Here is a 12067-nt window from a genome sequence, read left to right on the forward strand (position 1 = left end):
GGCTCGCAGCCGGCGGGCCACCGGATAGGCCACCGGGACACCCCCCCTGGGCAAGCCAAATACCAGCAAATGGGGCTCCTGGTCGTACCCCAGCGCCACCAACCGCTCGGCCAGCAGTTCACCCGCCTGGTTGCGGTCTTTGAAGGGTTTCATGCGACCTCCTTTTGACTCTAACTTGTTTTGTACTTTCCGACCGTCCAGTTGAAGGGGCCGGAGCCATCAGCCGAAGGCTGAAGACTCGGTGGACCAAGGTGGCGAGCGACCTGGGGGAAGGGTCATGCGGTATTTCCTCGGGCATTCTTACCCTCCAAAAACCTGGGAAGTATCGGAATACACCAGTCCGCAGGGAGAAACTCGAGCCGCCCCAAAACCGACCTTTGCCATTTTCAAATCTAGCCTTGGGGCATTACCGGGCAGTTACCAGGAGGTTTGAATCTTGGATCAACGGTCGTTCGGTCTGCCCGCTATACTGCTTCAGGTGAGCCAAATTCGGGCCCAAGACCTCTCCAAGTTCTATCCGGTTGCCCTCAAGGAGCCGGGATTTGTGGGCACCCTGCGGCACTTTTTCCAGCGCCAATACCGGCAGGTCGAGGCTGTGCAGGGGGTTTCGTTTGAAATAACCCCAGGTGAGGTGGTGGGCTTTTTGGGGCCCAACGGGGCCGGTAAAACCACCACGCTCAAGCTTCTCTCGGGTCTGATTTACCCCAGCGCGGGGCGCGTGGAGGTGGCCGGCCACCAGCCCTTCAAGCGCGAGCACGCTTTTTTGCGCAAGATTACCCTGGTGATGGGCAACAAGCAGCAGCTCATCTGGGACTTGCCGGCGGCCGACAGCTTTCGGGTGAACGCTGCGGTGTACGAGATTCCCGAAGGCGAGTTCAGGAAGCGGGTGGGCGAGCTGAGCGAGATGCTGGCCCTCGAGGGCAAGCTCAACCAGCCTGTGCGCAAGCTGAGCCTGGGGGAGCGCATGAAAGCCGAGCTGCTGGCGGCGCTCTTGCACCGGCCCCAGGTCTTGTTCCTGGACGAACCCACCCTGGGGCTGGATGTGAACGCCCAGGTCGCCGTGCGGGACTTCCTGCGCGAGTACAACCGGCGCTACCGGGCCACCATTCTGCTCACCAGTCACTACATGGCCGATATCACCGCCCTGTGCGAGCGGGTCTTGATGATTCACCACGGAAGGCTCATCTACGACGGTGCTTTGGAAGGGTTGCTGGGGCGCTTTGCCCCCTACCGCGAGGTGCACCTTCAGCTGGGGCAACCTGTGGACAAAGACCGGCTGGGGCAGTACGGCGAGGTGCGGGAACTCGATGGCCTCGAGGCCCGGCTTCTGGTGCGGCGGGAGCAGCTGGTGGGGGTGGTGGCCCAGATGCTCCACGAGCTGCCCATAGACGACCTGGAGGTGCGGGAGCCGGCCATCGAAGAGGTGATTGGGCGGGTGTTCGCGGATACCCGGCTCATGGCCGAGGGGCGGTAGCTCGGGGTGCTCTGGACCAGGCCAAAAGCCTGGGGCGCAGGGCGGTTGGGCGAGCCCGGCAGCGGAAGCCAGACCGCCTTTGGGCCGGAGGCTCTGGAAACCCCAGCCGGATTCGGGGGCGGCCCGCCTGATCGGGCCTATTGGTGCACTTCTGTGAGGTGGGTTAGGCTGTGGGTACTGTGATGGATCGCGTCGCTTTACTGGACAGGCTGGCCTCGGAAAGGTTCGACGTGTTGGTTATTGGCGGTGGCGCCAGCGGAACCGGGGTGGCGCTGGAAGCGGCCAGCCGGGGGCTTAAGACGGCCCTGGTGGAGCGCTACGATTTTGCCGAGGGCACCTCGAGCCGCAGCACCAAGCTGATTCACGGGGGGGTGCGCTACCTGGAAATCGCCGTCAAGACCCTGGACCGGGTGCAGCTCAACCTGGTCCGCGACGCCCTGCACGAGCGGGCCATCATGCTCAAGAACGCCCCCCATCTGGCCCGCCCGCTGTGGCTCCTGACCCCCCTGTACCGGCTCTGGGAGGTGCCCTACTACTACACAGGCCTGAAGATCTACGACCTCCTGGCCGGCCAGGCCCGCCTGCAACCGGCCCAGTACATCAGCGCCCGAGGCACCCTGGAGCGTTTCCCATCGGTCAACCCCCAGGGGCTTCGGGGCGCGGTGGCCTACCAGGACGGGCAGTTCGACGACGCCCGCTTCAATGTGGAGCTGGCCCTCACTGCGCTACAGCAAGGGGCGGTGGTGCTCAACTATGCCGAAGTGACGGGGCTTTGCAAGCAAAACGGCCAGGTGTCGGGGGTGGTGGTGCAAGATAAGCTGGGCGGCAGGGCGCTGGAGGTGGCCGCGCGGGTGGTGGTCAACACCACCGGCCCCTTCTCCGACGCGATTCGGCGCCTGGACGACCCCCACGTGCCCCCGCTGCTCAAGGCCAGCTCGGGCATCCACATTGTGCTCGACAAAAAATACAGCCCCCCCGACACGGGCCTGCTGATACCCAAAACCGAGGATGGGCGGGTGGTGTTCGTGCTGCCCTGGCTGGGTGGAACCCTGGTGGGCACCACCGACGACCCCGCGCCCATAGTGGAACACCCCAGGGTCACCGAAGAGGAGATTGGCTACGTGCTCCGGCAGGTCAGGCCCTACCTGGGGGAGATACCCCGCGAGGCGGTCAGGGCCAGCTGGTCGGGTCTGCGCCCGCTGGTCTCGCGCCCCGAGGCCGACACCGCCCGTCTGGCCCGCGACCACCTGATTCAGGAAAGCCCCTCGGGCCTGCTGACCCTGACCGGGGGCAAGTGGACCACCTACCGCAAGATGGCGCTGGACCTGGTGAACTATGCCGTCCGACGCTTCGGGCTGCCCGCCGGCCCCTCCCGCACCGAGCAGATTCCGCTGCTGGGGGGACAGGGCTTTGAGCCGGAGGGGGCTAAAAAACTCGAGCAGCAGGGCTTTCCCCCGGATGTGTCGGCCCACCTTCACCGGGCTTACGGGGCCCGTGCTGGGCTGGTGGCCCAGATTGCAGCCGAAGGCTACCCGGCCCGGCTGGCGGTGGAGTGGCCGTTCCTCGAGGCCGAGGTGGTCTATGCGGCGCGCTGCGAGATGGCCCAAACCCCCCTCGACGTGCTGGCCCGCCGCACCCGGTTGGCCTTCCTGGACACCCTGGCCGCCTTGGCTTCGGTTCCCAGGGTCGCTGAACTAATGGGCCGGGAGCTGGGCTGGGATGCAGAGCGGGTGAGGCACGAGCAGGAAAAAGCCCGGGCGCAAATCCTCGAGGCCATCTAAAGGCTTTTGACCCTCGCCCTCCGGTTGGCGCCCGCCCGCCCCATCACCGCAGAGAGGCCAGGGGGCGCTGGGCCAGATCCGGTGGGTCTATACCGCCTGCCCCCTGCGCTTTATCCCTTGCTTCGACTCACCGCCTGGAAAAGCTGTTACCAGTACAAACCCATGCCCAGCTCGTGCAGGGCCTGATGACGGGCTTTGTAGTTGGGCATGATCTGCTCGACCAGGGCCCAGAAGCGAGGGCTGTGGTTGAGGACCTTGAGGTGGGCCATCTCGTGCACCACCACGTAGTCCAGCACCGGCAGGGGCAGCATGACCAGCCGCCAGTTGAAACGCAGTTCGCCCTTGGCGTTGCAGCTCCCCCAGCGCTTTTTTTGGTTGCGGATCAGCACCTTGGGCATGGGCCAGCCCAGTTGATCGGCATAATGCTGCACCCGGCGCACGATCACTTCCTCGGCCCGGGCCCTGTACCAGCGCTCGAGGATCTCCCGCACCTCTTTGGTGCTTTGCATGGAGGAGGCATTGGCCTGCACATGCAACACCTTGCCTTTGAGGGCGACCGCCGCTTTGGGCCGGGTTCTTGAAAAGTCGAAATCAAAGAGCTCGGGCTGAGCCGAAGGGCCAAGTTGGGTGCGGCCCCGTTTCGGGCGCGCGCCAGGGTCCGACTGAATCTGAAGGCTCACCCGGCGGCCCAGATACAAGAACTCCTCCCCGCTCACAAAGCGCTTGCGCGGCCCCGAGCGGCGTTTGAAATCGGCGTATTTCTCGGCAATCCAGCGGGCTTTGGTGTTGACCAGGGCCACGACCTGTTCCAGGGGCATCCGTTTGGGTGCGGCCACCCGCACCCCCTGGACATCAATGGTGATGCCCACCGTCCGGCGGCGGGTGCTGCGGCGGATGGTATAGCGGATGGCTTGGTTCTGGTAGTACAGGGTCGCTTTTTCTGAGCCTGACATCCGGCCCTAATCCTATCCAGAACGGGCAAATCAAATGGTGAGATGAGGTCTTGCAAAGTTAATCAAAAGGCTATTTATTTGCCCAGGATTATTGTTTGTACATAATGTAACCCTTAATGTTTCGGCTCAGGGAGCCAGCCGTTCGATGCGCCACCCCCCATCCGGCTGGAGGCGGTAGACCAGCCGATCATGCAGGCGGCTGGGGCGGCCCTGCCAGAACTCGAAGGTATCCGGCCTGAGGCGATACCCCCCCCAGTGGGCCGGGCGGGGCACGGTCTCGGGGTAGCGAGCCTTGAGTTCGGCAATGCGTTGCTCCAGTACCTCCCGGCTGGCAATCACCTCACTCTGGGGGCTGGCCGCCGACCCCACCTGGCTCTCGTAAGGGCGGCTGGCAAAGTATTCATCGGATATGGCCGGCTCCACTTTTTCAACCCGCCCCTCGATGCGCACCTGGCGCTCCAGAGGAGGCCACCAGAAGTTGAGGCAGGCCCAGGGGTTGGCGGCCAGCTCGCGCCCCTTGCGGCTTTGGTAGTTGCTGAAAAAGACCAGTCCCTGCTCGTCCAGCCCCCGCAGCAACACCACCCGGCTGCTGGGCCGTCCATTCTCGCCCACCGTGGAGAGGGTCATGCCGTGAGGCTCGTAGAGGTGGGTCTCGAGGGCCTCCCTAAGCCAGCGCTCGAACTGCCGGAAGGGGTTGGGGTCGGCGTCCTGTTCGCTAAGGGTGCCATAGGTGTAGTCGCTGCGAAGGTCGCGGAGCATGGTTTTATTATGTGCCGTTTTGGGTGATTGGAATTTGGTGGCCGGTACAGGGCAGCCAGGTCGGGCGAAACGGGTACACCCCTCGAGCCTAGCGCTGGGTTGGCGGTAACGCCCTTGTAATCTCCTGAGCTTAGCCTGGGGCCGTGGAAGGGGCGCACCGGGCCTTGTTGTGTAAGGCTGGGGCGTGCGTGTTGGAGAGGAGATGGCATGGCACATGTAATCTGCGAACCCTGTGTGGGGGCCAAACACCGCGACTGTGTCGCGGTATGTCCGGTGGACTGCATTCACCCCAAACTGGAGGAAGACCAGGGCGAGGTGATGCTCTTCATCCACCCGGATGAGTGCATAGACTGCGGCGCGTGCGTACCGGCCTGTCCGGTAGGGGCCATTTTCATCGAGCAGGACGTGCCGCCCCAGTGGCAAGGCTATATCGAAAAAAACCGCGACTACTTCGCCCTGGATCGGGCCAGCTTCCAGGCCAGGTGGGGGCTTCAGGGCGAGCGCAGTCCCTGAGCGATAAGCCCGCCGGGGTCTGGTGGTTGGGCTGGCCGGTTACAGGTGCAAGGCCCCAGGGCGGCTATGGATGCGCGACGGGGGCCTTTCAGGCTCTTCCAAAGCCGTGTGAGCCCCAGGATGGACAGCGCCCGATTCCTCGTTGTGCATCGGCCCATCATGACCGCAAGGCCTCAATCGGCCCGCCCGGTGGCTTTGTGAGCAAGCGCTTATTCCCCTCGAGGATGCACGATATAGCCCCCCGAGCGCTCGTCGCGCTCCAGGCGCACCAGCCCCCGGCGTTCGGCTTCTTCCAGGAGCGCGCTGAATGAGCGGAAGCCATAGGAGGCTTCGTTGAAGCCCGGCTTGCGGCGCTTGAGGGTTTGCTTGACCAGCGAACTCAGGATGCGTTCCTCCCCGCCGCGCTCGGCTTGCAGGGCCAGGAGGGTCTCGAGCACCAGCTCGAGGGCCTCCTGCTGCTTGTCTTCGGGCTTCTGGCCGGGGGGCTGGGGCTGCTGTGCTTTTTTACCGGCTTTGGCGGCCCGCTTCTGGGCGACCTCTTCTTGCACCAGGTCGTCGTAGAAGATGAACTCGTCGCAGGCGGCGGTCAGCAAGTCCGAGGTGGACTTTTTCACGCCCACCCCAATCACCAGCCGGTTGTTTTCCCGCAGCTTGGAGACCAGCGGCGAGAAGTCGGAGTCGCCGCTAATCACCACGAAGGTGTCCACGTGGGACTTGGTGTAGCAGAGGTCGAGGGCGTCCACCACCAGCCTTATGTCGGCAGAGTTCTTGCCCGAGAGGCGGGTATGGGGAATCTCGATGAGCTCAAAACCGGCTTCGTGCATGGCGGCCTTGAACTCCTTGTAACGCTCCCAGTCGCAGTAGGCCTTGCGGACCACAATGTTGCCCTTGAGCAGGAGCCGCTCGAGGATTTTCTGGATGTTGAACTGGGGGTACTGCGCCGCCTGCACCCCCAGGGCGATGTTTTCGAAGTCGCAGAACAGCGCCATGTTTTTGATTTCGGATCGGCCTGCCATAGATTTGCCTGTACCGGGCTCAGTATAGAGCCTGAGGAGAGGCCAGGGCCAAAGTGGTAACGCCCTGGTAATCCTTATCTGTTGCCGGTCGCTGCGCTCCGCAAGACCTGCGATGCGGGCCGGTTTGACTTCCACACCACGGCTGTGTTGGCCGCAGGCCCATAGCTTCCCCTTCCAGGGTGTTCAAGGCGAGGGACGTGTTGCCCTTCCCCGGCGGCTATACTGAAGGTGCCGGATACCGCAACTCGAGTGGTTTGCTCGGGGGTCAGAACAGACGGGGGCTTGGATAGCCCGACGGCTTTAGCCCACTCGGATATTCGGGAAAGGAGGTGGCCATGTTCTTCTGGAGATTCAGCGACGGAACCACCGTGTACAGCCATGCACGGGTCGAGGGGGGGAGTCCCTTTGCTGAGCACCTGCGGCGGGAACTGGTCAGCCTGGTCTATGGCTGCGGCCCTCTGGTCTGGTTGGTTCCCGGCGTGCATGCGGTTGAGCTCGACCCCTGCTCCGATGAGCTGCTGGCCCTCTGGCTCGAGCAGGAGGCCAGGGGATATGGCCTGACCCTTACCGAAACCGATTTCGCCCCTGCCCATCCTGCCGAGGTTGGGCCTTCGGGAGGTCGTCGTGGTCGGGTGGCCTCCTAGCCGCGGCCCTTTGAGCCGGGCCTGGCGGGAGGGCTTTGCCGGTGGTCATCGGCCCCCTTCTCCACAGCATGGCTACAGATGCCTTTGTTTTAGGCCAGGGGACAAACACCCCTGGGCGAGCTTGCTCAACCGGGCTATCCTGAAGATGCAAGGAGGCGAGTCGGCAACGGCTTTCCTTCTTCCCACCTCAGCGGCCTCTTCCCCAGGGAAAGGTCGCTGAGGTGTTTGCTGGAAACAAGAGGAGGTGGGTGTGTACCGACGCATTCTGTTGCCCATAGATGGCTCACCCCCCAGCGAGCATGCGGCGGCCGTGGGGCTGGCCCTGGCCAGGCGGCTAGGGGCCTCGGTCGTGCTGGCGCATGTGATTGAGCCGCAGCGCTACCGTGAGCTGCGCGATGTGCAGGAAGCCCTCGAGCGGGCCCGCACGGTGGGTCGGGCTTTGCTTGAACAGTGGGAGCGCAAGGCCAGCCGGGCCCAGGTGGCCTGCACCACCCAGCTCACCAGCACCGAACCGGAGAGCAGGCCCGGCGTGGCTGAAGCCCTGGTAGACGTCGGGGTGGCCCACGGCTGCGATCTGGTGGTGATGGGCACGCATGGCCGCACCGGCTTGCCCAGGGTCTTGCTGGGCAGCGTGGCCGAGCGGATGGCCCGCCTGGCGCCGGTGCCGCTTTTGTTGGTCCGCGGGGACGATACCAAACCCACCCTCTTCAGGCGCATCCTGGTGGCCATTGACGGCAGTTCGTACAGCGAGCTGGCCCTGCAACACGCGGACGCGCTGGCCGGGGCCCTGAAGGCCCGGCTCTCGCTGGTGTATGTGGTGCCCGACCTGACCCAGCTCTATGTGAGCGCGGGCCGGGCCTGGATGTTTACCGACCCGGCGCAGCTCCAGGCCCAACTGGCCCAGGAACAGGCCCGCCTGCGTGAGCAGGGCGAGTTTATCCTGCAAGAAGCTGCGCGGAACTGCAAGCATTGCCAACCGGTTCACACGGTGCTGCGCGAGGCCGGACGGCACCTGATTGGCGAGCGCATCCGCGAGGTGGCCGAGGAAGAGAAGGCCGAGCTGATCGTGATGGGCACCCATGGGCGCACCGGGCTGCGCAAGTTCTTGCTGGGCAGTGTAGCCGAGGATGTGGCCCAGCAGGCCCGCCAGCCGATTCTGCTGGTACGCAACCCGGCGGCCCTGACCCACCCCGACGAGACCCACCTGCCCCCGCCCGGGGAGCGCTAGGTTTCCCCGCGGCAGACCCGCCATGAACCAACAAGGAGGAGCCATGTATCGCCGCATTTTGATTCCCACCGATGGCAGTGCCCCCAGCGAGGCTGCGGTTAAGGCGGGCCTCGAGCTTGCCCAAAGCCTGGGAGCCGAGGTCACCCTGCTGTACGTGGTGGAGCCGGTGGTGGCCCGCATCCTGATTGGGCCCGAGACGGTGCCCTACTACCCCGAGCTTTCCCGCGACCTCGAGGTCGCAGGTAAGCAGGCCCTGGAACGGGCCAGGGGGTTTGCAGAGTACCTGGGGGTTCCGGCTCAAACCGAACTCAAGCAGGGCAGCGCCGCCCAGGTGATTGTGGAGGAGGCCGCCGGATACGACCTGGTGGTGATGGGCACCCACGGGCGCAGCGGGCTGGATCGGCTCCTGCTGGGCTCGGTGACCCAGAAGGTCTTGCAGCGCAGCCCCAAGCCGGTGCTGGTGGTGCGGATGAGCGAGCCATCCCACGCCTGAAGGGGTACGAGATGAAAGCCAAGGAGATCATGGCCAGACCCCCCGTCAGCGTCTCGCCCAGGACCCCGCTGGTGGAGGTGGCCCAGAAAATGCTCGAGCACCGCATCGGCTCGGTGCTGGTGGTGGACAGGGAAGACCGACTGGTGGGCATCATCACCCAGGGCGATTTTTGCCGCCACCCCGGGCGGATGGTGCCTTTTTCCCTGTTCGAGAGCGCCAATGTGCTGAGCAACTGGCTCTACCCCGACCAGGTGGAGCGGGTTTACCAGGCCGCCCGCAACCTGCGGGCCCAGGACATCATGCAAGCCCCGGTGGTTACGGTCTCGCCCGAGGCTTCGCTGGGGCGGGTGCTGGCCCTGATCCTCAAGCACGACATCAACCGCATCCCGGTGGTGCGCCGGGGCAAGGTGGTGGGCATCATCTCCCGCTACGACCTGCTCAGGGTGATGCAGCAGGAACATGCGTCGTGAGCTGAAACCACTGCGCGGGTCGGATCACCGCAACCCTTTCCACCGCAGGGGCCACCCTGCCCCTCATCCCAGGGCCATCATCACCACAAAACCCAGCCTCAGCGCCAGGGTGGCCAGGTCGGCGTTGCCGCTTTGCAACATCTCCGGTACCACTTCCTCCACCACAAAAATCATGGCGCCTGCCGCAAAGCTCAGGGCATACGGGAGCAGGGGCTGGGCTACCAGGACAAAAGCCGCACCCAACACCCCCGCCGGAATTTCCACGGTGGCCGAGAGCTGACCCATCCAGAAACTCTTGAAAGGAGAGAACCCCTCCCGCCGCAGCGGCATGGCCACCGCCAGCCCTTCGGGGATGTTGTGCAGGGTGATGGCCAGTACCAACAAAATGCTGCGGTGTCAACGGGTTTTGGGGCCTTCAGCGGTCTCGGGGGGGGCCTTGAGGTGCAGGTGCGGCAAAAGTTTGTCGGCGCTTCATACGAAAGCCCCGCCCAGCAAAGAACCTGCGGCCACCCGGAGCCACTGGCCCTGGGTTATTTCCAGGGCGGGGGCCAGCAGCGTCCAGTAACTCGCCGCCAGCAACACCCCACCGGCCAGACCCAACAGGGCATCCAGCAGACGAGGGCCGACCTCCCTGGTGACAAAGACCGTGGCCGCCCTCAGCGCCGTGATGCCCCAGGTAAAGCCGGTAGCCAGCAGGGCTTGTTGAAGGGGCAATAGGGTTTCCAGCCAGGGCAACATGCCACGCCGCTAGCGCCGGGGGCCTACCAGATACACCGCCCCCCAGGCCTTGTAGCGGCTCTCGAGCACATCCTGCTGCACCACCCCGCTTTGCAGCCGGACGGTTCGGTACACCCGCACCAGCGCCCCCTCGGCGGCAAAGTCAATCTGCCGGCGGTATCCGGCGGGCAGGGTGGCGTCGTAGATGTAGCGGGTGGGCAGGGGAGGGGTGCGCCAGAGTATCACCGGCCCCCGCCAGCTGACCTCGCGGTCTTTTGTGCCGAAGAAGCGAAAGATCAGGTTCTGGCCCTGGATGGAGGTCTGGATGAGCAGGTGGGCCGGGGTATCGTTTTTGAAGCGCAGATCCTTGGGCGGGGCGGTGGTGGCGTCGAGGCCGGTGGGTTTGTAGTAGCCCACCTGGTAGCTGTGGGGGTGGCGTTCCACAATGGGCAGGCCGCTAAAATAAGCCGCCCTAAAGAGCGTGGTACAGACCTGGCAGACCCCACCCCCCACATCCCATACGGTTCGGTCGCCCCGAATTACCCAGGCTTTCTGGTAGCCGGTGGCGGGCGTGACCGGCCCCAGGGCCCGGTTGAAGGAAAACACCGTGCCCGGGGGTATTTGCACGCCGTCAAACCGGGCGGAAGCCAGCCGAATGTTGTGAATCCGGCTGGGCAGCGAACCCGCAAAGTTGGTACGCCCCTCGCCCACCAGCTCCACAATGCCGCGCTGCCACAGATTCTGCACGCTGGGCTGGGGCTGCTCTACCGTCACGGGCAGCACAAAAGAGGGCTTGCCCGCCTCGAGCGCTGCCCGGTAGGCTTGCCGAACGGCCTCGACGTCCAGGCGGTACCCCAGCTTCTGGACGGCAATCCAGCCCCTCTTGGGGTCGAAGATAAAACGTGCCGGGCGTGCGGGGCGGCTCAGTTGGCGAATCAAGGGCTCGAGCGCGGCCTCGCCTGGGATGGGGTAACGCCGGGTTCCGATGTACTCCACCACCCGGCCCTTTTCCAGCACCTGTTCCCGCACCACCCAGACCGCCTCGGGCCCGGCCCAGGCCAGCGAGAGCAAGCTGAGTAGAGCGACCAGCGCACGCATGATTCCCTCCTCAGGTCAACCCCACGCCCTCAAGCTAGCTTCCCCGAATTACCAGGGCATTACCCCGGTTCGGGCGGTAATCACCCGGTAATGCCCGCCCGCTAGGGTAAGCCCTGAAGGGGGTGGTTATGGCCGGGGTTGTACTCGAGTACCGGACCAGGCGCTCTGGCAAGGTGGAGGTGGTCTCGAGCCCATCGGAGCCGAGACCATAGAAGGGTGGGTATTCCGTTGTCTCAGGCCCTGAGCTTGGTGGAAAAGGACGCCCAAACCCAGACCGAGGCCCTGCAGGAGCAAGTGCGAACCCAGGTTCAGCAAGGCGGGGTGTTCGCACGGGTCAAGCTGATGCAGGGCTGGCCCGTTGAGGCCATTTTCAAACAAGCCCTGCTGCACGGCCTACTGGTGATGGGCTCCCATGGGCGCACCGGGCTGGACAAGCTGATGATGGGCTCGTTGGCAGAAGGGGTGATGCGCCGCAGTCAGACGCCGGTGGTGGTGCCTTGCCCCGAAGCCTGAAGCACGCACCTTTGCTGGTTTGAAAAGCAGGAGTCAGTGCCGCAGCAGGCGCACAACCTCCACAATGGCTTTGGTATCGCCCTGGCCCTTGGCCAGGTCGGCCCGGCACTCCTCCAGATAGGTCTCGAAAATCAGGTCGCCGGTGGCTTCTAGCGCGCTTTTGATGCCCGAGAGCAGGGTCAGAATCTCGCGGCAGTCACGGTCTTCTTCGACCATCTTTTGCAAGCCCCGTACCTGCCCCTCGAGCCGCTTGAGGCGGTTCAGCACGCGGGTGCGGGCCTCGAGGTTGTGTTTTCCACCTGCGGCAGTGCTCATAGTATCCCTACCGGGTATCCTACCCCAAGGCTCTTCATCTTCCAACCTCGTGCGGAGCGCTCGTACCTGAGGCGTAGGGCGACCTGCCAATAG

General features: G+C 64.5%; 15 protein-coding genes. 8 read left to right on the plus strand and 7 right to left on the minus strand.

Going from position 1 to position 12067, the window contains the following annotated elements:
* Positions 1-478: 478 nt before the first annotated feature.
* Together NZN28_RS12155 and NZN28_RS12160 are read left to right on the plus strand one after the other, a co-directional pair.
* On the plus strand, positions 479-1474 hold the full coding sequence (locus NZN28_RS12155; RefSeq protein ID WP_295398556.1) for an ATP-binding cassette domain-containing protein: 996 nt from the start codon (positions 479-481) through the stop codon (positions 1472-1474).
* A 182-nt stretch (positions 1475-1656) separates the two neighbouring features.
* Complete coding sequence (locus NZN28_RS12160) at positions 1657-3255, plus strand: FAD-dependent oxidoreductase (protein ID WP_295398581.1); 1599 nt, start codon at positions 1657-1659, stop codon at positions 3253-3255.
* 146 nt (positions 3256-3401) lie between these two features.
* On the opposite strand, the gene NZN28_RS12165 is transcribed toward NZN28_RS12160, so the two are convergent.
* Both NZN28_RS12165 and pdxH read right to left on the minus strand, forming a co-directional pair.
* Positions 3402-4208 carry a M48 family metallopeptidase gene (locus tag NZN28_RS12165; protein ID WP_295398558.1) on the minus strand — a complete coding sequence of 269 codons (807 nt, stop codon included), beginning with the start codon at positions 4206-4208 and terminating at the stop codon, positions 3402-3404.
* A 126-nt stretch (positions 4209-4334) separates the two neighbouring features.
* Entirely contained in the window at positions 4335-4967 is a 633-nt protein-coding gene (gene pdxH / locus NZN28_RS12170) for a pyridoxamine 5'-phosphate oxidase (protein WP_295398560.1), read from the minus strand.
* Positions 4968-5174: 207 nt separating this feature from the next.
* Between pdxH and NZN28_RS12175 the strand changes: the two genes are divergently transcribed.
* A complete protein-coding gene (locus NZN28_RS12175) occupies positions 5175-5480 on the plus strand; it encodes a ferredoxin family protein (RefSeq protein WP_295398562.1) in 306 nt (101 codons plus the stop codon).
* Positions 5481-5689: 209 nt separating this feature from the next.
* Here NZN28_RS12175 and NZN28_RS12180 read toward each other — a convergent pair whose 3' ends face one another.
* On the minus strand, positions 5690-6496 hold the full coding sequence (locus tag NZN28_RS12180) for an NYN domain-containing protein (RefSeq protein WP_295398564.1): 807 nt from the start codon (positions 6494-6496) through the stop codon (positions 5690-5692).
* A 335-nt stretch (positions 6497-6831) separates the two neighbouring features.
* Here NZN28_RS12180 and NZN28_RS12185 point away from each other — a divergent pair, with 335 nt between their 5' ends.
* From NZN28_RS12185 to NZN28_RS12200, 4 genes are all read left to right on the plus strand, one after another.
* The gene (locus NZN28_RS12185; RefSeq protein WP_295398566.1) at positions 6832-7140 is read left to right on the plus strand and encodes a hypothetical protein; all 309 of its coding nucleotides are present in this window, start codon (positions 6832-6834) and stop codon (positions 7138-7140) included.
* 250 nt (positions 7141-7390) lie between these two features.
* On the plus strand, positions 7391-8368 hold the full coding sequence (locus NZN28_RS12190) for a universal stress protein (RefSeq protein WP_295398568.1): 978 nt from the start codon (positions 7391-7393) through the stop codon (positions 8366-8368).
* A 43-nt stretch (positions 8369-8411) separates the two neighbouring features.
* Complete coding sequence (locus tag NZN28_RS12195) at positions 8412-8861, plus strand: universal stress protein (RefSeq protein ID WP_295398570.1); 450 nt, start codon at positions 8412-8414, stop codon at positions 8859-8861.
* Between the two features lie 11 nt (positions 8862-8872).
* Complete coding sequence (locus NZN28_RS12200; RefSeq protein WP_295398572.1) at positions 8873-9331, plus strand: CBS domain-containing protein; 459 nt, start codon at positions 8873-8875, stop codon at positions 9329-9331.
* A gap of 63 nt (positions 9332-9394) precedes the next feature.
* Here the strand turns inward: NZN28_RS12200 and NZN28_RS14665 are convergent, their stop codons facing one another.
* The 3 genes from NZN28_RS14665 to NZN28_RS12210 form a co-directional block, all read right to left on the minus strand.
* A complete protein-coding gene (locus NZN28_RS14665) occupies positions 9395-9715 on the minus strand; it encodes a ZIP family metal transporter (protein WP_318778087.1) in 321 nt (106 codons plus the stop codon).
* 87 nt (positions 9716-9802) lie between these two features.
* A complete protein-coding gene (locus NZN28_RS14670; protein ID WP_318778088.1) occupies positions 9803-10069 on the minus strand; it encodes a hypothetical protein in 267 nt (88 codons plus the stop codon).
* Positions 10070-10078: 9 nt separating this feature from the next.
* Positions 10079-11146 (minus strand): VanW family protein, encoded by a 1068-nt coding sequence (locus NZN28_RS12210; RefSeq protein ID WP_295398574.1) that lies wholly within the window; start codon positions 11144-11146, stop codon positions 10079-10081.
* Positions 11147-11362: 216 nt separating this feature from the next.
* Between NZN28_RS12210 and NZN28_RS12215 the strand changes: the two genes are divergently transcribed.
* Positions 11363-11659, plus strand: a complete 297-nt coding sequence (locus NZN28_RS12215; protein ID WP_295398577.1) for a universal stress protein — start codon at positions 11363-11365, stop codon at positions 11657-11659.
* A gap of 33 nt (positions 11660-11692) precedes the next feature.
* On the opposite strand, the gene NZN28_RS12220 is transcribed toward NZN28_RS12215, so the two are convergent.
* Positions 11693-11974: a metal-sensitive transcriptional regulator gene (locus tag NZN28_RS12220; protein WP_295398579.1), complete on the minus strand. Its 282-nt coding sequence runs from the start codon at positions 11972-11974 to the stop codon at positions 11693-11695.
* Positions 11975-12067 lie beyond the last annotated feature (93 nt).

The sequence above is a fragment of the Meiothermus sp. genome, from assembly GCF_025056915.1.
GTDB lineage: Bacteria > Deinococcota > Deinococci > Deinococcales > Thermaceae > Meiothermus.